Here is a 21,805-nt window from a genome sequence, read left to right as displayed (position 1 = left end):
ACCTCTTTTTTATAATATTTATATTACATTGATATTATAAAAAAGTTCGTCAGTGAAATCAATTACAATATTATGGAAAAGACACTTGTGCACACAATCGTCTTTAAAAATGTTAAAATGTAATAATGGATAAAACTTGATTATGATGAAAGAAGTGAGTATGGGATGAGTGTTGATGTCTGCGAACAAGCAATCATCGACGCGGTACAACAAACAAAACAACAATGGGTCTCAGTTGAAGTCAAATTAGAACGACAATTAGATCCGATTACATTGTTCGATATGTCGAAAGAAGATGCAGGGGACCGTTTTTATTTTCGATTAAATGATAACGAAACTTCTTTTTTTGGATACCGTGTTGCAGCAAAAATAAAAAATGATTTTACAAATAAACGTTCGATTTTTAAAGAATGGGAAAAAATTAAAGATGATATCGCATTGATCCATCCCGATTCTGAACGCCATCATTTACGTATTTGCGGTGGATTTCAATTTTCTACTAAGCGGATGGGGGATGAATGGCGTCGCTTTGGTGTGAATCATTTTATTTTACCTGAAGTCTTAATATCACAAGTCAATCAAGAAACGTTTTTAACCTATACTGTAAAAAAAGAAGCGTTTTCGATTGAGCGATTTTATGAATTAGTTGAAATGTTAAATCATGTACCGCGCGTGGTCGTGCAAAATACAGCATCACCACAAATTAAGCGGATTGAAGATATATATAAAGACGAGTGGCAAGCATTAGTTGAGACAACGACAGCAAAATTAGCGCATGATGAAAAGGTTGTGCTCTCTCGTCGTCGTATGGTGCAATTTGATGCAGATATTGAAATCGGGGCAGTGTTATATCGCGCACTTAAAAATGAAAAAAATAGTTATTTATTCGTGTTAGAGTCAGAAGATGATATTTTTATTTCTCAAACACCAGAGCAACTATTTAAAGTGACAAATGGTATGTTATCAACGAAAGCCGTTGCGGGAACAATTCCAAGAACACACAATGAAGCGCAAGATCAAGCGCGTATTGATGCACTGTTAAAAAATGAAAAAAACTTAATTGAACATGGGATTGTCGTCGAAAGTATTCTTGAAGATATTCGACCGTTTATTCAGTATGCCGATTATAATCATGAGCCGAAAGTATTGAAAAATGACCATTTATATCATTTGTATACTGAAATTGGCGGCCCATTAGCGTATCAATCGTATATTGAGTTAATAGATGATTTACATCCAACACCTGCGTTAGGCGGATATCCGAAAGCACGCGCATTAGAATATATCGAAGCACATGAATTTGGTGCACGTGGTCTTTACGGTGCGCCGGTTGGAATGGTAGACATGTACGATGATTGTGAATTTATCGTAGCCATTCGCTCGATGTTAATGAATCATCAGCAAGCACTATTGTTTGCAGGTGCGGGTATTGTGAAAGATTCGGATGCCGCAGAAGAAGTCGCTGAAACAGCATTAAAATTTAAACCGATGATGGTCGCTTTAGGGGTGAGTGAAAATGACTAATCAACGTTATTTGACGGAGCAAGTGTTTCATTTTGTATCAGAATTGTATGCGTATGGATTGCGTGAGGTCGTGATTAGTCCGGGGTCACGTTCCACACCTTTAGCACTCGCATTTGAATGTCATCCACATATTCAAACGTGGATTCATCCGGATGAGAGAAGTGCGGCTTTTTTTGCGTTAGGATTAATCAAAGGCAGTCAGCGTCCTGTCGCGATTCTTTGTACATCTGGGACAGCATCAGCAAACTATGTCCCTGCCGTTGCTGAAAGTCATATTAGTCGTTTGCCACTCATTGTATTGACAAGCGATCGACCGCATGAATTAAGAGGTGTAGGTGCGCCACAAGCGATTAATCAAGTCAATATGTTTCAAAACTATGTGCGCTTCCAATTCGATTTACCGATTGCGGATGGGACGCCAAATACCTTTGATGTGAATAAGTATCAATTACAAAAGGCAAGTCAGTTTTTTGACGGGCCACACCAAGGTCCAGTGCACTTCAATTTGCCTTTCCGCGAACCTTTAACGCCAGATTTATCGCGCCAAGATTTGTTGACGTCATATCATTATGAACGTCCACATTATCAAAAGACGATGGATTTGAGTGCAATTCTTCCGGTGTTGAAGCAATCTAAAGGGCTGATTATAGTAGGGGACATGCAACATCAAGATATTTCGCAAATTTTAACTTTTGCGACGATATATGATTTACCGATATTGGCTGATCCGCTCAATGGGATTCGCGCCACACAACATCCGAATGTCATCACAACTTATGATTTATTGCTACGTTCAGGGCTCGATTTGTCGGCTGATTTTGTCATTCGTGTTGGTAAACCAGTCATTTCTAAAAAGTTGAATCAATGGCTAAAAACGACAGATGCGACACAAATTTTAGTCCAAAATAATGCAGATATCGATGCGTTTCCGAAAAATCCAGATTTCTTTTTTGAAATGTCGGCCAATGACTTTTTCAGAACATTAGGGGATCTTCCTGCTGCTTACCGAAAAATGTGGTTACGACAATGGCAAAGTATGGAAGAACAGGCACGTCATGCGATTAAAGCACATCAAAAAACGGCGAATGATGAAGCGGCGTATGTCAGTCGAGTACTCGATAAATTAGGGGCAGACGATGCGCTATTTGTCAGCAATAGCATGCCGATTCGTGATATCGACAATTTATATATTGACCATCAAGCGCGTATTTATGCGAATAGAGGGGCAAACGGGATTGATGGTGTCGTTTCTACAGCTTTAGGGATGGCTGTGCATAAAAAAGTGACATTACTCATTGGCGATATTGCTTTTTATCACGATATGAATGGCTTGTTGATGTCAAAACTGAATGACATTCATATGAATATCGTCTTATTAAACAATGACGGTGGTGGCATTTTCTCTTATTTACCACAAAAAGAAAGTGCACCTGAACATTTTGAACGGTTATTTGGTACACCGACTGGTTTAAACTTCGAACATGTAGCATTATTGTATGATTTTAACTTTAAACGATTCCAAGATTTACAATCGTTCGAATATAGTCATTTGACGACGATGACACCGACACTATTTGAGATTGTGACGAGTCGTGAAGCGAATTATGAAGCACATCAAAATTTATATCAGAAATTGAGTGAAGTTGTAAATGTTACATTATAACTGGTATGAGGCACAGTCAAAAACGGAAAAAGTGATTGTATTACTGCACGGCTTTATCAGTGATCAACGGACATTTGCATCACATATCGTGCCTTTGACACAAGACGCCCATGTGGTATGTGTAGATTTGCCAGGACACGGCGAAGATACGTCACCACAAGATGTGATATGGGATTTTGACTGGGTGTGTTCACAGTTGCATGCTGTGTGCCAACAGTTCAGTGAATATGCGGTTTATATGCATGGCTATTCCATGGGAGCACGTATCGCGTTAGCTTATGCGTTGAAATATGAAGACGCGTTAGCTGGTGTCATATTAGAAAGTGGTTCACCCGGTATTCAAGAAGAAGCGGCGCGTGTCGAGCGTCAACAAGTCGATGAAGCGCGAGCACGTGTACTTGAAATTGCAGGGATTGACGTGTTTGTCAACGATTGGGAGAAATTGCCATTGTTCCAAACACAGCGGTTTTTAACTGAGGCAACACGCCAACACATTCGTCAACTGAGACTTGCGCAACAACCTGAACGGTTAGCGAAAGCATTACGTGATTACGGTACGGGACATATGCCAAACTTATGGACGCAGTTAGAAAACTTAAAATTACCCGTTCAACTTATTGTCGGTGAATGGGATGAAAAATTTGTTCATATGGCTGAACGTATGTCTGACGCGCTTTCAAAGGCACGATTAACTGTCGTACCGCAAGTCGGTCATACGGTAAATGTGGAAGATGGCGTTAAATTTGATACAATACTATTAGAGTTTATAAATGGTTAACTTGAGGAGGTCCACCATGGAAAGACAATGGGAAACATTAAAAGAATATAAAGAAATCAAATATGAATTTTTTGAAGGGATTGCGAAAGTGACAATTAATCGTCCCGAAGTACATAATGCATTCACACCTAACACTGTACAAGAAATGATTGATGCATTCACACGTGCAAGAGATGATGAACGTGTCGGTGTGATTGTATTAACAGGTGAAGGCGACAAAGCGTTCTGTTCTGGTGGAGACCAAAAAGTACGTGGTCATGGCGGTTATGTGGGGGATGACCAAATTCCACGTTTGAACGTATTAGACTTACAACGTTTAATTCGTGTTATTCCAAAACCAGTTATCGCGATGGTAAAAGGCTATGCAATTGGCGGCGGTAACGTACTTCAAGTCGTATGTGACTTAACGATTGCGGCTGATAACGCAAAATTTGGTCAAACAGGTCCTAAAGTAGGGTCTTTTGATGCGGGTTATGGTTCAGGCTACTTAGCGCGCATTGTCGGTCATAAAAAAGCACGTGAAATTTGGTACTTATGTCGTCAATACGATGCACAACAAGCATTAGACATGGGTATGGCCAACACTGTTGTACCTCTTGCTGACATTGAAGATGAAACAGTGCAATGGTGTAAAGAAATTATGCGTCATTCACCAACAGCGTTACGTTTCTTAAAAGCAGCGATGAACGCCGATACAGATGGTTTAGCTGGTTTACAACAATTCGCTGGCGACGCGACACTGTTATACTACACAACAGATGAAGCGAAAGAAGGTCGTGACGCGTTTAAAGAAAAACGTGAGCCTGACTTTGATCAGTTCCCTAAATTCCCATAAGATTTTAAGTAGATGTTAAATATAAAGCCCGTTTGATTCATCCTTAAAATGAATCAAACGGGCTTTTGTATGATGATAAGCGACTATTACGTTTTCAAAGCATTTTTTCGAATAAAGGGATGGATTAGTATTTTTCCTCTAAATAACGACGTAAACGGGCCATGCCTTCTTGCAATTGTGCCATATCATACGCGTACGAGATGCGAACGTATCCCTTACCGAAATCAGTAAATGCGGAACCAGGTACCATCGCAACACCTGCATTTTCTAATACGTCGACACAAAAAGTAAAGTCATCTTCGGCAAAGGCTTCGATATTAGGAAAAATGTAAAATGCACCTTGTGGCACACCGTCTAAACGAAAGCCCATTGATTGCAATGCATTGACAAGGTAGTCTCGACGTTCGACATAGGCTTGATTCATCGCTTGTGGTGCATCGACAGCGTCACGTAAAGCAGCGATTGTTGCCATTTGTGCGGGCACATTGGCACAAATACAGTTATACGCATGCATAAATGTCAATTTGTCGATTAAGTACTGTGGGCCGGATAGAAAGCCGATACGAATGCCTGTAGCCGAATGCGATTTACTCAAACCATTAATCAACAATAATTGATCTCGGATGTCATCAAACTGCGCAAAAGATGTGTGCGTGTGACCGAAAGTGTTTTCAGCATAAATTTCGTCGCTAATGACAAAGAGAGGCTGATCCTTCAACACTTCGATAATTGCAGCCACTTCTTCAGCCGTCAAAATCGCTCCTGTTGGATTAGAAGGATAGTTGAGCAATATCGCACGTGAACGCGGTGTAATATGCTGTTGTATCGCTTCAGGTGTCACTTTAAACCCGGTGTCACGTGTATCGATAAAAACAGGTACGCCCCCTAATGTTTGAATGAGTGGAATATAACCCGCATAGACAGGGCCAGGTAATAAAATTTCATCGCCTGGATTAATGATACAACGAAGCGCCGTATCTAATGCTTCAGATGCACCATTCGTAATAATAATTTCTTCTGGATCATAATGCACATTGAAGCGGGATTGATAATAATCTGCGACAGCTTCACGAGTGTCACGACGCCCTTTATTGTGAGAATAAGTCGTATAATCATTGGCAATCGCATTTTGGTATGCTTGTTTAACGGTATCAGGCATATGAAAATCCGGTTGACCAATAGTTAGATTAATGACATCACTCATTTCACTGATTTTACTCGAAAATTGGCGAATACTCGGTGCTTTTAAATACTGTGCGTATGTATTGAGTTCTAATTTCATCTTATCACGTCCTAAAAAAGAGAAGTTAACATTTAGAATAACACGACCGTATAGCCAAAATCTAATGTAAAGTGATGGCTATCAGACATGTATCCTTATGTTAACTTCATCAGTTATTGATTGTAAGGTTTAAATGCAGAAGGGCGTTGTAAATGAACAACAGGATTCGTCCATTTTGCTACAAAACTACTTGACCATATCCAAACGATTAGACAAGAGAGTAGGAAGTTATAGATTAAGCCTAATCCAGGTTGTTCAATAAATGGATAAATTTGATGACCGCGAATGATGCCAATAAAAATGCCGTGTAGTAAATAGACATACATTGTACGTGATCCGATATATGTGAATGCATGATGACCTCTAGGAACTAAATTAAGAAAGGCGCACATCGACACTAAAATAATGACGTATAAACTTAATCTTTTTAACGGGCTCAATAAAAATGCGATACCTTCAATATTTTTATATGGTGTACTTGCGAGTAACCAATCCGAATCGATAGGGTGAATGATATAAAAAATGAAGAAACCCACTAGCACTATCACTGAAATGGGCATAAAACGTTTCAATCGGACAAATCGACTAAATCTTCCATCCATTATATAACCGATGTAGAAAATAGGGAAGAAGACGAGTGTCCGTGACCAACTCAGATAGCCATTCACATCTGTAGAAAAACCAGCTAACACTGCAATTAAAATCGCAATCGGGAGCACATAAATTGGTTTGAATTGATGTACAATGACGATAATGACATTAAAGAAAAAGAGTGTCAATAAAAACCAAAGTGCAAACACTGGGTCAAATGGATCTAAAACTAATGTACTATTCTTACCAGTAATAAAGTAATAGATCGAAAAAAATGCAAAAAAGATTAAGTATGGACCTAATAATTTTTTACCCACTTTTTCGATATAACCTGCTTGTCCAACATTTTTAGCAAAGTAACCAGAAATAAACAGAAAAGCTGGCATGTGAAAGCTATAAATCAGAAGATAAAGTGCATTTACTGTTGGATGTGCGTCAGTATAAGGTTGTATTAAATGTCCAAAGACAACAAGAAATATTAAGATTGCACGTGCATTATCAAAAAATGCGTCTCTCTTTATAGTTTGTGCCATAATACGGTGTGTCTCCTTTTTGAAATATCAACATTAGGTTATTATAAATCCATTTCATAATGCAAAGAAAATGAATATTAAACACAATCATTTGCAAGAATATTAAAAGTACAGTGTTGAGAAAGATTCATTTTCGCTTATAATAATTGAGGGGACTTAAAATAAACGTTAAGTGTAATGCGACTGCCTGATGATCCCCTAGTGTCGGGGCTTGCTCTCAGCTATCATGACTTAGATCTTTATATGCATTGATAATGTTGAAACAGTCGTTAATATGAAGGAATTGGATTTAAAAATGATGCAGTTGTTTTTCTTGATTGCATCACTTTTTCTCGGTAATCTGTATTTCATGTGCGTTTGTCTGGAAGGCTAGCACTGCTGTAAAAAAGATGAAAAGGAACATCACGCTCATAGTGGTTTCTGTTTATCGCAAGAGCTGTCTGACTTCTCAATGGCTGTACTTTTGAGAAACAGTGCGTGACAATTAAAAGCGACAAACGATATCAAAGGCAAATTAAGCAATACACTCAGCAATAGCATCAAAAACTTTTATACCCATCTCTATGCAAAATTACTTTTACGATAAGTCATATATTATTTGTTTTATTTAGGATAATTTTGTGGTAAATTGAATAGCATATATCCACAAATCGTTTCTGAATAAATCATCAATTAGGAGAATGTTGTTATGTTACATCATAATTTTACTGGAATGAAACGATTGCAACATCCACCACGGTATTTGCCGGGACTGGATGGGTTGCGTGCAATTTCAGTGATCGCTATCATTATTTATCATCTTAATTCACAATGGCTAACTGGAGGCTTTTTAGGTGTAGATACATTTTTTGTGATCTCTGGTTATTTAATTACATCATTATTATTATTTGAATATGAAAACTATCAAACTATCGATTTAGCAAACTTTTGGATTAAACGTTTTAAAAGATTAATCCCAGCCATGTTATTCGTAACGTTAGTATCAGTTCTATACGTTGTGTTATTTGCCCCTCAGATATTACATTCTGTTAAAGGGGATGCGATTGCAGCATTGTTATATGTATCGAACTGGTGGTACATTTTCCAAGATGTAGACTATTTTGACCAGTTCAAACCGATGCCATTAAAGCACTTATGGTCTTTGGCTGTTGAAGAACAATTTTATATCTTTTATCCAATTGTTTTAACGCTATTTTTTAAAATATTTAAAAGAAAAAAATGGGTCGTACTTGCATTTTTCATCATTTCTATTGCTTCGGCGTTATTAATGTTTTATATGACAACGCCCGATACAAACCATGCACGTACATATTTTGGAACAGATACCCGTTTACAAACATTATTACTAGGGGTCATTTTTGCATTTATATGGCCGGCGTTTCGCTTGAAGGAACATCCGCCCAAATTTGCGGCTAACATTATCGATAGTTTAGGTGTTATCGCATTAATCGCATTACTTACATTGTTCTATTTTGTAAACGAACAACAATTCATCCTTTATAGCGGTGGATTTTACTGTATTTCACTATTGACATTGATACTCATAGCTAGCCTCGTACTTCCGAATGGACGGGTTGCGAAATTCATGGGTAATCCTGTATTTTTGTACATCGGCAAAAGGTCATACAGTTTATATTTATGGCATTACGTCATTGTGACATTTGTCCATCAATACTTTGTCGCAGGTCAATATCCATATTATGTGTACATTATTGATATTGCGCTAACATTTTTAATGGCAGAAATTTCATATCAGTTTATCGAAACGCCATTTAGACGTTATGGTTTCAAAACATTCTATTCAAAAGATAAAATTTGGTTGACGATGATTCGTACGCCGATTGTTTTGGCGATTATGATATCGGCAGCTTTAGTACTCACAGGTCAATTTGATTATCTTGCTAAACAAGAGAAAAAGGCGAACAGTTATCAAACGAATCATAAGAATAATCATAAAGAGAATGAAAAACCAGCAGAAAATCCAGCTGAAAATGAGCAGAAAGAAGAAAAGTTTGATCCTAAAAAGCAATCACCGCTCTTTATTGGTGATTCATTAACAGTAGGGATGGGCTATTATCTAGACGAACATTATCAAAAGCCAACCATTGATGCGCAAGTCGGTCGGTCAATGGGTGCAGCAATTGAGGTTGCAAAAAACTACACGTCATTTAATCAAAAAGGGCAGCCGGTTGTGATTCAAATTGGTACGAATGGTGATTTTGACCAAGATCAAATCGAAACCCTTGTTAAAGATTTTGATAAAGCCGATGTTTATTTAATCAATACAACCGTGCCGCGTGACTATAAAGACCATGTGAATCAGTTGCTTAAAAAAGTCGCTGATAAACACAAACATGTGACACTGGTTGATTGGAATAAGGTCGGTGTGGGTCATACGGAATATTTTGCGTATGATGGGATACATTTAGAATATCCAGGCATTCAGAAGCTCGTGTCAGAGTTGGATAAAGAGATGAAGGCGAATCAGAGTCAGTCGAAAAATAAAGATAAAGCAAAATAGAGAAGAAGCGGTTGATGGTGAAAACCATTGATCGCTTTTTCTCTATGTATTGAAACAAAAGGTGTGTTCATTTTGCTTTTGCGACATTTTCAGATTTTAGAATTACCTTCGGTTTGTATGGACTTGTCTGGATGATTGACATTTAAGGACTCGCGTTCCCAGGGGACTTGCCTCAACTAAATTTGGCTTGATTAAGGTGTACATTGGATGGAAGCCAAATTGGATTTTCGGCTGCGTCTGATCCCTCGGGAGTCTCGTCCACATTTACAATCATTCAGACTGAGTCCATAGTATTGGGTAATGCGTACAATCTTGAACATGCAAAACGTAAAGCAAAATGTAGTTACAATACAAGGAAAGATGAGTCGAGTTTTCATCACCGCTACTTCCTATTTTGTGATGTATTTTATTTTGTGACTGACTCTGATTTTGTGGTGGGGTGAGATGAGTGTTGAGTGAATTGGCATTTAAGGGCTTGCATTCATCCCAGTGCTCGTCCACATTTACAATCATCCAGACTGAGTCCATAGTATTGGGTAATGCGAATAATCTTGAACATGCCTAGCGTAAAACAAAATGTAGTTACAATACAAGGAAAGGTGAGTCGAGTTTTCATCACCGCTACTTCCTATTTTGTGATGTATTTTATTTTGTGACTGACTCTGATTTTGTGGTGGGGTGAGATGAGTGTTGAGTGAATTGGCATTTAAGGGCTTGCGTTCATCCCAGTGCTCGTCCACATTTACAATCATTCATACTGAGTCCATAGTATTGGGTAATGCGTACAATTTTGAACATGCAAAACGTAAAGCAAAATGTAGTTACAATACAAGGAAAGATGAGTCGAGTTTTCATCACCGTTACTTCCTATTTTGTGATGTATTTTATTTTGTGACTGACTCTGATTTTGTGGTGGGGTGAGATGAGTGTTGAGTGAATTGACATTTAAGGGCTCGCGTTCTGCTATGTCGTCATTTGGATGACTAACAAAGGATAGCAAAACAAGTTGAGGTTTCAAAATAGGGGAGGTGGGTTGCAATTTTTTCTGCTGCCTATATTTTTGGGCGATGAGGCAATCAGTAGGTCGCATAGTTTCGCCTGTTTTGCGATACGTTTTACCACCAAACTACCCTGAAATATGAAAAAGCTCTAATCACCGTAAAGATGACTAGAGCTTCTTTTGCTATAGTTATTTTTTATAGACATCCACATCGAAGTATTTTCCATGTTCGCCAATTTGATCATAGAAATATTTCATGCGCTTGGCATTGGCATTTGCCCAATTGATATCAGTCGCATATTGATGTGTAGCTGGGTGTTGTGGATTCCAACGCATACGGTACAATGTGTTTTGACCTAAACCGATGTACTGGTCACGGATGAATTTTGCGCCACCGACAATCGCTTTGCTGACCGTATTCCAACCATATTTTTCAGCAGTTTTAAAGCCATTGCGTAAAGCGTCTGTATCAAACGCCCCAATACCAAACATATTATAATACTTTGTTTTGTCCGTCGTTACCACTTTGTTGTTTTTATCAACGTGGCCACCATTTGCAAGTTTAGAAGTACCGTTACCTGTTTCTAAAAATGCGTGAGACAGTAAGTAAATTTCGTTAATGTTGTGCTTTTGTGCAGCTTCTTTAAACGCGGCACCTTGCCCTTCTAAAATACCTTTACCTTTTAACAGTTTATTGAGGTCTGTAATACCGAGTCCTTGATATTGATCAAGTTTTAAAAATTGATACTTGAGTGTTGGATCTTTTTCAAGTGCTGCGGTATTCATTGCTTTTTCAGTTTCCTTACGTGTGGCATTGACCCATTTACCTGCTTGGTGCTGCACTTGAGGCGGGTAAGTCAGTGCCATTTGTTTGTTAAGTGCTGCATTCAATGTACTACTTACTGCAGTGTGTTGAATTAAAGATGTACGTATGTCAGCTGCTTTAAGCCACCCTTTCGTTCCGTTTTGGAAAGCACCGTAGTACCAAGTAATTCCATTTAGCACAGATGATTTTTCGACTTTGAAAATTTGGTGATAAAATGCCTGTAATGTACCAGCTGCTTTTGAAGCGCCAATGTTAGTGTAATAGTGACCATTTTTGTTAGTGATGACGTAATCTTCTGCTTTTTTCAAAGTTGTGATGGATGCACCTTTAACTGCACTGTTGACTGTTGTTTTAAGACTTGTAGCTTTATTTGCTGTGGCAGTTAAGTCTTTTTGATTAATCCAGCCCAATTTCTGATTGACTGAACCTAATAAGAACGTGTCATTGCCGACTTTAACAGATTTTACAGCTGTAAATAGACGATTTGTTGCATTTTTTAATGTGTCGATACGTTGTTTCGTAGTACCCCAAGGCATAGAATAGACGCCAGATGTATTGTTGTTCACAGTAAAAGTACCTCTGACTGATTTTTCTGGGTCTAAGCTACGTGTTGTGACATCTTTAACATTGAACCAACCGAGTGGTGTACCGCCTGTATTATTTTGAAGTAACACGTAATTTTCATTGTTAGCTGAAGCAGTTTTCGTAATTTTATAAGTTTGACCTGCCCATTTTGATGCGTCTTTTGCTGTTTTGTCATAAATAGAAGCTTTCAAACCACTATTTTTCGTGTTGAGTTGACCCATTTGAGAAACTGCTTTTGTAACACTGCTTGCTACTGTTTTTTGTACTGCTTTTTGTGCTGTTAATGATGTTGAATTAATCCAACCTGACAATTTGCCGACTGTACCATATAAGTATGTCGCTTTACCTACAGTTTGAGATTGTGTTGCTTTGAATGTTTGTGTTGTAGCACCTTTTACTGTACCCGCAACTTGTTTACTTGTACCCCAAGGCACTGTATACAATGTCGCGCCTGCTTTAATGTTATAATTTTGGCTTACTTTAGATGGCGCCTTACTTGTTTGATAATCCACATCAGATTGTTTAGCCCAACCGACATATGTTCCTGTCGCATAGTCAGTTACTAAGTAGAATGATTGGCCATTGACACTTGCTTTTTTCGTTACTTTTAATGTTTGATTTGTGGCTGAGGTAGCTTTACCAGTTTTATCATAAACCGTTGCATATAAGCCACTGTTTTTATCTTTAATTCGACCTAAACCTGTGTCAGTTGTTACTTTTAATACCGTATTTGTCGATGGTTTTTGTTCGTTTGCAACAACACTACTTGCATTAATCCAACCTGTGACTTTACCAACAGTACCGTATAGCCATTTCGTTTTTGCGACCATTTGTTCTTTAGTAGACTTAAATGATTGGTTTGTCGTACCTGAAACTTTACCAGCTGTTTGAGATGAGGTACCCCAAGGCACTTGATAAACAGTCGTACCTGGCTTGACAGTATACGTTTTTGTTACTTTTTTCTCAGCTTGTGCCGCTTGATATGTTGTTTCCTGTGATTTTACCCAACCGAGTGTCTGATTAGATTTAGCATCATTGACTAAATAGAACTTGTTGCCATTTAAAGTCGCTTCTTTTGTTACTTTTAATGTTTGATTGGTTTGCTTCGTTGCATGACCTTTTGCATCATAAACTGTCGTATATAAACCGCTGTTCGTTGTGTTAATACGGCTGAAACCTGTTGTGTTTTTAACGGTTAAGCCTGTATTAGTTGACGGTTTTGATGGTGTTGATGGTTTTGATGGTGTTGAAGTTGAGTTAGCTGGTGATGCATAACCCATTTTCACTTGGTATTTTTCATTGATTAAGTCGTACAATTCATCATAAGAATAACCGTGTTGTCTCAAATAACCATGTGGATCGGCATGATCCGTACCACCTAAAAATTTAGAAACAGCATAGTGCGTCCAAACGGTACCACTGCCGTCATATTCAGCGCTATCTGGTGCAAGTCCATAATATTGTAAGTTAGTCGCCGCATAATCCGCCATATTGTTCATTTGACGTGCGAAATCCTCTGGCGTATGCACGTGTACAAGTTCGATATGAATAAAGCGTTGGTTTGCAATGGCACCCGCACCCCAAGCTAAATAGTCTGTAGGTTGCGTTTCAATAATACGTTGTCCGTTAATAAACCCATGCACAAATGCACTTTGATAATTTCTTTTCATGTAGCTGATTTCGCCATCAATTGTAGAGTTGTCATTTGCTGTATCATGCACGATGATGCCTTCAGGTTTACCTACACCATTTCGATAGCCATATTTAGGGAAATAACTTGAATAATCTTCTTCATAAACAGGGACTTTATAGTTTTGTTTTCGAATATAATCATTAATAGATGACTTTACTTTTGGTTGGTAAGCACTCGGTTTGCTATATGTCGCCGTACGTAACGCTGTTTGACCTGTTGATTGAAGTGAAAGTGCAGCAGGAGGTCCGCCTTTACCGCCAACACGTGGTGGGGTTGGACCATCCGGGTTCGCGTTAATGTCTTTCTCTGTTGCTGATTTAGCGCTATATGATGTTGCTTTTGGGGATGCTGCTTTCACATCTGTTGTTGCTTTTGTTTGCGCAGATGTTTGCCCCGTTGCTGAAGTTGCTGTTTGCGTTGCTGCTTTTGTGTCTACTTGTGTTTTATTTTTTACTGGTGCAGCGTTTGCGTCTACTTGTACTATATTTATTTCTTGTGCAGCATTTGTCGCATCTTCCTGATTATAAACAGCGGATTGTGTCGTATTTGGTGTACTTGCTTTTAGATTTGAATTTTGATTTGTGACACGTTGCGTTGATGCTGGTACATTTTGTTGGTCGTTTGTGTAAGATGCGTGATATGTATCTGGTGACACTTCTGCATCTTCATGTGTATCAATTTCCTCTGAATGATACGGATATTGATTAGCATCTGTCACTGTTGCTTTCATATCATCGTTTGCTTTATTAGCTGTATTTTGTTGTGTGTTTAATGTTTGTTCATCTTCAGAAGCTGTCAATGATGATGCACTTTCTTCTGTACCATGAGTTACAGTGCCTTCTTTTGATGTTGCTTCAACATTTGTCGCAGTCTGTTGTTCATCTTGTTGTTCATCTTGTTGTTCATCTTCTACGCGGTTGTTTGTTGTTGCTGATGAATCGATTTCTGTCATGTCAACTTGTGACGGGTCCTTATATTCTTTTGAACCTGCCAATGTTGTTGATTGTGTCGTTTGCTTTGCTTCATCAGCTTGTTGTAATGCGTATTGATCATCAAGTACGTTCGTAGGTGTTTTTTCGGGTGCAACTTGTTCAGCGGCATTGGCATGTTGTGCAGAAAATGCAGTTCCAGCCAAAGTAAGTGCAACGATTGTAGGTGTTTTATAACCAAATTTTTTGACCATTTTATTGCTCCTTTAAGATAAAATATAAAGTTGATTAGTAACATTATAGAGTTATTGGGGGGCGATTTGTGTAATTTAACTGGATTGTAATTTAATTTTAATAATCGTACGCCGTTTTTATATTATTGCTTTATCTTTGTAGAGAGTGAATTATTTGAGGGAATATTAAATAATTAAAGAGGGAATGTTTTTGAATAAAATTCATTTGAAATAATTAATTTGAGGATGATATTAAATGACTGAATTGAAATAGCATACAAAGAAAACATATTTCAATTCGAGTCATTTCTAGCAACGAAGTGGGGAAATCGTATGTTACGATTCGACGAGGTGCTTTTCCATGTTGTAGTGAGGGATACCTGCATCTAAAAACTCATCACCGTACGCATGGTAGCCTAATGATTCATAAAAAGGGATGGCGTGCGTTTGTGCACCTAATTTAAAATGATGATACCCTTGTTTGTGCGCTGCTTGTTCAAGATATTGCATGAGTTGTTTGCCTATACCTAAACCGCGCGCACTTTTGACTACTGCAACACGTTCTACTTTCGCGCTGCCTTCTACATTACGAAAACGTGCTGTTGCGATAGGTTCTTGATTATCGTTATAAGCAATGAAATATTGTGCGGTATGTTCATGTTCATCAATTTCTTCTTCACGAGAGACACCTTGTTCATGAATAAATACTGTTTCACGAACGAAAAGGACATCTTGATATTCTTGCTCCGTTTCAACTTTTTTAATCATAAGGCTCATTCCTTTCATAAGCGTATTGATTTAATGTTTATCATAATCTATTTCGTAATAGAATAAAAGTATTTTTGAAATCGAATTGAGCGGGATGGAGAAGCAGGGGAGAAAAAGGGCGCTTTTAAGATTGATGTTTGCGTGGTCTTCAGTTCAATGAAAAGGATGAGGCTATAAAAAGATTGAACAGGACTGGGTCATTAAGTTTTCCCAGTCCTGTTTATCGTGAAGATATATCTACAGTTGATGATAATAACTACGAAAATGAGGAAGAGTTGGACATAAAAAGTGGATGATATGGATTGTCTTCATTTTAGAAACTTGCCCTCTGTTCCAGTATTTGGAGTATGATTGCCAGAAGGCTGAGACTCTTGAGGGATCAGCTGGTCCGGAAAATCCACTAACGCTTCAACAAATGTAACAGTTTAATCAAGCGTTAGTTAGTTGAAGGGCCAGCCCCTAAGAATGCGAAGCCATGAAGGCAATCAAAAATACAATTCAAAGCGGAAGGGCAAGTTAAACAATATATTGCATCAATATCATCAAAATTTTTTATGTCATAGCCTGTTTTAATCAATAATATAACGTTAATGCGTCTGTGGTTACATTGCTTGTTGGCGTATAAGGGCCGTATATTGCCAGAACAAGCGCATTTGTACAAGATTCCAGTTGTTCATGCCCATTGTATAGCCAGAAGGTTTGAAAATATTTACATCTGTCACTTCTAATGCGGCAGCGACAAGATATTGAATCGGCACGCTTAAGTTTTGCATTGCTGGTGTTAAACCATTTTCATCATAAACCCAAGAAAATGGTAATGGCGATTCAAAGACATCAATGGCATCAAAAATCTCAGGGAGGGCGACGATATAACATGCCCCATTAATGACAGGATTCGTTTCACTCTCCTGATAATAAAGCAACAGTGCTTCGTAGTTCTCACGATGCGTATGATTCACATAAAAAAGCTCTTGACGAAAATGCGCCATATCTTTGCTGTGAATGATTTGTTGCTCAAGCATATTAAATATGCCATTGATATGTCTAATTTTTTCTTGTGTATGACGTGCCATGTGTGAACCTCCTATTAATAGTATGAACCATCAGGATTTTGCTCCGGTATACCTTGTTGCTGATTATTCATTGTGTCATTCGTGGTATCAGCTGATTCACCTGTATTATTTTGATCATTGTTATCATCTTTTGGCATTAACTTTTTAACATCTTGCAACAATGATGATTCTAGATACGTGAGTGGTGGAATTTCTCCATAGTATTGTTTCACTCGCTCAACTAAAAATTGATTTCTGTCTTTAATGGGTGCTAAACCTAAGTCTTTACGTAAAATGTTAGACGTGTCGATTAAATTATCAACATCAGGATTAATGTAATAAATACCGTTCAGTAATTCATTTTCACCTTTAAGTTGTTGTGATTTAATTTCTACATCATTTGCTAGGTAGTTTGTCGCGAGTGCTTGGATTTCAGAGTAACTTAAGTTGTGTTTTGAATTTTTTCCTACAATTTCAATGATATCATCTAATTTGTGTAAAGATTTAGTGTCTTGGGCTTTCTTGAACAATATTTTTAATACTTCCATTTGTCTTTGCCCGCGCTTTAAATCAGAGTCTTGCTTACGTGTACGTGTCACAGCAAGCACTTCGTCACCATTAAGTTGTTGCTTTCCTTTTTTAAGCTTGATACGACCTTTGTCCATAGTATTTGGTTCATTCAAATCATATGGGACATCAAATTCAATGCCACCGAGTTCATCTACAGTTTTTGCAAAAGCTTCCATATTAATACGAACATAGTAGTCAACAGGTACATTTAAATTGGCTTCGATTGTACGCATTGAGGCTTCTGGACCACCATATGCATGTGCGTGTGTAATCTTATCATAGTAACCAACTTCTGGAATGAAGCTTAACGTATCACGCGGAATACTGAGCAAACGAATTTGATGTTCGTCAGGATTCAATGTTGATAAAATCATCGCATCTGTACGGGATTGCTCGGCACTTTGTCCATTTTGTCTTCTTGTACTGCTGTCATCTATTCCTAAAAATAAAATGGAAATGGGTTGTTTTGCAGCATTGACTTTTGAATCTCTTAATTGGGATTGGCGTTCATCCGATTGTGAGAACGAGTCGTCAAAAGCATTTTTTGATGAGTTAAAAAGAGTGAATGCGAAAATTGTAGGAACAACTATCAGCATTAGCGCTAATAAATAGAGTAAATATTTGAGTCCTTTATTCATAGTGAATTGCTCCTAACAGGTATTTTACATATGATTATATATTGTAATGAAGTGTTGATGACTTTTCAATCATTTCATACCATTTCATCTGTTTTGTAGAGATCAGTCGGTTTCTATGTTGGAAGCGGGTAGTTGATGTATAATGAAATTAATATGGTGAATAAGGGAACTCAATCATGTTTGAACCCCGTTATTTTATAATTAATGTATCACATGAGGATGGTGGATGTTTTGAAAGCACAATGGATGTCGAAACTAGATGAAAGTTTAGTGCGCGAATTTTTTGAAGCACAAACCGAAGAAGAACAACAAGCCGGCTTTGAAGAGGTACTTACATTTGGGACTGCAGGAATTCGAAGCACTTTTGGCATTGGACCCGGACGCTTAAATTTATTTACAGTCCGTAAAGTTGCACTCGGTTTAGCACAATATTTAAATGGGAAACAATCAGATGCGACTGTTGTCATCCATTTTGACACGCGATTTTTATCGAAAGACTTTGGTCGTGAAATTGCTCGTGTATTAGCAACTGAAGGTATCAAAGTGGTATTGGCGGACAATTATAAATCAACGCCTGAGCTATCTTTTGCGGTTCGTCATTTACAAGCGACGGCAGGTGTGATGATTACAGCGAGTCATAATCCAAGTCATTACAATGGCATTAAAATTTATGGCCCAGACGGTGGTCAATTGTTACCAAGTACATCAGAAGCGTTAAGCCAGTACATCAATGCGATTGAATCTCCGTTAGAAATTAAAGCGAAAGATTTTGAGGCATTACGTGACGCTGGAATGATTATGCCATTAGCTGAAGAAGTGACTGAGGCGTATAAAGAAGGGGTTAAAGCGCTTGTCGGTCCAATTGAATCACATGGTGCAAAAGTCGTATTAACAAGTCTTCACGGAACGAGTTTGCCATTAGGTGCGACATTACTGACAGAGCTTGGATTTGATGATTTTGTTATTGAAACAACACAATCTCAACCAGACGGACGTTTTCCCACTGTTAAAAGTGCCAATCCAGAAGAGGAAGCGGCATTTGAATATGGCATTCGTCTTGCTGAACAAGAAGACGCATCACTCATCATCGCGACTGACCCAGATGCTGACCGTTTTGGGTTTGTGGAAAGATATGACGACGGAACAACACGTTATTTTAATGGTAATGAAATCGGACTCATCTTAATGAAACTACGCTATCAAGAACTGCAACCGACAAGCGATCAATTTTACATTATTAAATCGATTGTGACAGGGGCTTTAAGTGAAGCGCTTGCGAAAGCTTTAAATGTAGAAGTGGTGAACGTATTAACTGGCTTTAAATATATTTCAGAGCAACTGCAACAACGTGAAGCAGATGATGCACAACTCGTTTTGGCATTTGAGGAAAGTCACGGCTACCTTGCGAAAGATTTATCAAGAGACAAGGACGCGATTCAGTTTATTCCGTTATTAGTGAAGTATAAGCAAATGTTATCGCAAAATGGTTTAACGTTTAAAGCAGTGCTGGAGGATATTTATGCGCAAATTGGTCACTATGATGATTTGACACTATCTCCGACGTTTGCTGGTCAACAAGGTAGACAGAAAATTGATCAGCTGATGTCACATTTTAGAAATGATACGAGCGACACGTTGCTTGGCTTAAACATTGTGACGAAAGAGGATTATTTATCGCAGCAAACGATGCATTTAGCTGATGGTACAACGACGGTGATTGATTTACCGCAAGCAGATGTCATTCGTTATACATTTGAGGAGGGCTTTATTGCGTTGAGACCGTCTGGTACGGAGCCGAAGATTAAGGTGTATTTCTCGTTGAATGTGGCTGATTTTGAAGCAGTAATTGAGGCATTTAAGTCGACGTATTTGCGTGAGTAAAAGCATTATCCCTCATTAGTTGAAAATAGGGAAATGCTTACGATTGCTACCAATGGTCTCGCGTTTTAAGTATCTTATTTTGATGTTGAGCAGTATATAAGATTGCTTAACCGTGCTGCGCTTTCCGAGGCGCCTCACTTCAACTAACCAACGCTTTGATTTTACTGATACATTTGTATTGGAAGCGTTGGTGGATTTTCAGTTTCGACTCTATGCCTCAGGAGTCTTGCACGGGTTTGTCAATCTTTTGTGTGTAAAAATAAAAGTAGTTCTTTATTCAATGTGCTCGACCAGGAAATAATACAAAAAGCGACATTTCTCTTAATGTAAGAGAGGTGTCGCTTTTTCACGAAATGGTTGATTAATCTTACATGCTTCAAAGCTTCCTGCTTTAATCTATAATGGGGATTTTGAGCTATGAAAATAAGTTTTTGTATGTCATCATTAATTAAAAAATTCGGCTTTAGGTGTGAATAAGGAGGCTCAATTTTTATTCAAGCTAATCAAATTGGCCGAATGGTTTTGTTTTTGGCTTGTAACCGTATTTGCCGTCACTATAACCGACCTGTGCGTAATATCGCTTACCATTTTTTTCAAACCCCAGCCATACATATCCATCATTAATGTATTTATAGTCATAAATTAAATGCTGATGTTTTTTCAATGTATCAAATTGTTTACCATCATTGTTCGGCTGACTATAGATGGCAACACCTTTATCTTTCGTAACTTTGAATCTGCCATTTTCGTAACGCATCTTGATCCCTGATTTTGTTTTCTGCCATTCACTTGTGATCGCATTGCTATTATAAGGTACATCTGAATAGCTAAGTTCTGAAAAGTTCACTTTAGTAAAGGCACCGAATGGCTCACTTCCAATTTTATATCCAATTTTCCCATCACTGTAGCCGGTTTGAACATAATATCGATGATGATTTTTCTCAAAACTAACCCATACGTATCCATCATTAACGTACTTATAATCATAATTAAGTATTGTAGTAGGTTTCAAATTCGTGACTTGTTTACCATCATTGTTCGGTGCACTGTACACTGCCGCACCTTGAATTCTCGTTACGGTATATTGTCCATTTTCATGTCTGTATGTAACACCACTTCTTGTTTTCATCCAATCGCTGACAACGGCATTTGGGTTTAAGGATGTATCGGAATAGGATGAATCAGCTTTATGATCCTTATTTGAAAAGTTTGGCCTGATAAAATAAGCAACATCCGAATATTGATGCGTAGCTAATCGACCAACTTCACCAAATGAGAGGTTCCCTCTAATATTTTGTTCTAGGGAAGTAAATTGCTTTGAAGAAGCTTCTTTAACGATACCGATGTGACCATAATGGGCATTCCATGGTCTTGGATACCAGACCACAATATCTCCAGCTTTCGGTACAAATCCAGGCTTCTTAGGAAAAACTTTTGCATAGTTGCCTAATTGATTGTTTTTCGCTTGATAGGCATTTCCGTTTAAGCGAACATTTCCATTTGATAATTGGTACATGTAATCCACAATTAAATCCATACATTGATACCCATAATAACCATCAAAATCGACGCCGACGCCGATATGATTTTGTATGTATTGTGTTGCATTTTTTTTGTGACCAATGCGTCGTGTTCCCCGCGATTGCATAAGCATTTTGATCTTTAAAAGAGCTTATTAAATTTAATGATGCAACTATTACTTTTTGATGTGATAAAGAACTATTAAGATATTTATCTATTGAATTACTGCAATTTGCAAATGATAATCCTCCTAAAATAAAGGCTGTCGTCATACTTATTTTTGTAGTGAATTTTAATGATTTAGACTTATTTTTCATCCTTTTCCTCCTTGATATCGCCATGCTTTATCTTTATATATATCAAATAATTATTAAAATAAAGT

The 21,805-nt window shown here is 37.9% G+C and carries 14 protein-coding genes; 6 read left to right on the top strand and 8 right to left on the bottom strand.

Annotated elements, in window-relative coordinates:
* Positions 1-165: 165 nt before the first annotated feature.
* Genes CD138_RS12310 through menB form a run of 4 tightly spaced genes read left to right on the top strand, consistent with a single transcriptional unit; the run spans position 166 to position 4,800 of the window.
* Complete coding sequence (locus CD138_RS12310; protein WP_019167983.1) at positions 166-1,524, top strand: isochorismate synthase; 1,359 nt, start codon at positions 166-168, stop codon at positions 1,522-1,524.
* Complete coding sequence (menD, locus tag CD138_RS12305) at positions 1,517-3,187, top strand: 2-succinyl-5-enolpyruvyl-6-hydroxy-3-cyclohexene-1-carboxylic-acid synthase (protein WP_019167982.1); 1,671 nt, start codon at positions 1,517-1,519, stop codon at positions 3,185-3,187. Before CD138_RS12310 ends, menD begins: the two co-directional genes overlap by 8 nt.
* Positions 3,174-3,965 (top strand): 2-succinyl-6-hydroxy-2,4-cyclohexadiene-1-carboxylate synthase, encoded by a 792-nt coding sequence (menH, locus tag CD138_RS12300; protein WP_019167981.1) that lies wholly within the window; start codon positions 3,174-3,176, stop codon positions 3,963-3,965. The genes menD and menH overlap by 14 nt, the downstream gene beginning before the upstream one ends.
* A 16-nt stretch (positions 3,966-3,981) precedes the next feature.
* Positions 3,982-4,800 carry a 1,4-dihydroxy-2-naphthoyl-CoA synthase gene (menB, locus tag CD138_RS12295; RefSeq protein ID WP_019167980.1) on the top strand — a complete coding sequence of 273 codons (819 nt, stop codon included), beginning with the start codon at positions 3,982-3,984 and terminating at the stop codon, positions 4,798-4,800.
* A gap of 124 nt (positions 4,801-4,924) precedes the next feature.
* Here the strand turns inward: menB and CD138_RS12290 are convergent, their stop codons facing one another.
* Together CD138_RS12290 and CD138_RS12285 are read right to left on the bottom strand one after the other, a co-directional pair.
* Positions 4,925-6,082, bottom strand: a complete 1,158-nt coding sequence (locus CD138_RS12290; protein WP_019167979.1) for an aminotransferase class I/II-fold pyridoxal phosphate-dependent enzyme — start codon at positions 6,080-6,082, stop codon at positions 4,925-4,927.
* A 113-nt stretch (positions 6,083-6,195) separates the two neighbouring features.
* Positions 6,196-7,206 carry an acyltransferase family protein gene (locus tag CD138_RS12285; RefSeq protein WP_019167978.1) on the bottom strand — a complete coding sequence of 337 codons (1,011 nt, stop codon included), beginning with the start codon at positions 7,204-7,206 and terminating at the stop codon, positions 6,196-6,198.
* Between the two features lie 688 nt (positions 7,207-7,894).
* Between CD138_RS12285 and CD138_RS12280 the strand changes: the two genes are divergently transcribed.
* Complete coding sequence (locus CD138_RS12280) at positions 7,895-9,727, top strand: acyltransferase family protein (protein WP_019167977.1); 1,833 nt, start codon at positions 7,895-7,897, stop codon at positions 9,725-9,727.
* A 1,189-nt stretch (positions 9,728-10,916) separates the two neighbouring features.
* Here the strand turns inward: CD138_RS12280 and CD138_RS12275 are convergent.
* The 4 genes from CD138_RS12275 to CD138_RS12260 all read right to left on the bottom strand — a co-directional run bounded on the left by CD138_RS12275 (position 10,917) and on the right by CD138_RS12260 (position 18,021).
* Positions 10,917-15,014, bottom strand: a complete 4,098-nt coding sequence (locus tag CD138_RS12275; protein ID WP_019167711.1) for a GW dipeptide domain-containing protein — start codon at positions 15,012-15,014, stop codon at positions 10,917-10,919.
* Between the two features lie 315 nt (positions 15,015-15,329).
* Positions 15,330-15,761, bottom strand: a complete 432-nt coding sequence (locus CD138_RS12270; protein ID WP_019167710.1) for a GNAT family N-acetyltransferase — start codon at positions 15,759-15,761, stop codon at positions 15,330-15,332.
* A 602-nt stretch (positions 15,762-16,363) separates the two neighbouring features.
* Entirely contained in the window at positions 16,364-16,834 is a 471-nt protein-coding gene (locus CD138_RS12265; RefSeq protein WP_019167477.1) for a DUF2538 family protein, read from the bottom strand.
* Between the two features lie 14 nt (positions 16,835-16,848).
* A complete protein-coding gene (locus CD138_RS12260) occupies positions 16,849-18,021 on the bottom strand; it encodes an LCP family protein (RefSeq protein ID WP_019167476.1) in 1,173 nt (390 codons plus the stop codon).
* Between the two features lie 231 nt (positions 18,022-18,252).
* On the opposite strand from CD138_RS12260, the gene CD138_RS12255 reads away from it, so the two are divergent.
* On the top strand, positions 18,253-19,902 hold the full coding sequence (locus CD138_RS12255) for a phospho-sugar mutase (protein WP_026066772.1): 1,650 nt from the start codon (positions 18,253-18,255) through the stop codon (positions 19,900-19,902).
* A 499-nt stretch (positions 19,903-20,401) separates the two neighbouring features.
* Here CD138_RS12255 and CD138_RS12250 read toward each other — a convergent pair whose 3' ends face one another.
* A complete protein-coding gene (locus CD138_RS12250) occupies positions 20,402-21,550 on the bottom strand; it encodes an SH3 domain-containing protein (RefSeq protein ID WP_019167474.1) in 1,149 nt (382 codons plus the stop codon).
* Positions 21,462-21,740: a hypothetical protein gene (locus CD138_RS14340; RefSeq protein ID WP_167414218.1), complete on the bottom strand. Its 279-nt coding sequence runs from the start codon at positions 21,738-21,740 to the stop codon at positions 21,462-21,464. Before CD138_RS14340 ends, CD138_RS12250 begins: the two co-directional genes overlap by 89 nt.
* Positions 21,741-21,805: the final 65 nt, after the last annotated feature.

Source organism: Staphylococcus intermedius NCTC 11048 (genome assembly GCF_002902385.1).
GTDB classification, from domain to species: domain Bacteria; phylum Bacillota; class Bacilli; order Staphylococcales; family Staphylococcaceae; genus Staphylococcus; species Staphylococcus intermedius.
This window is presented reverse-complemented; position numbering and strand designations above follow the sequence as displayed.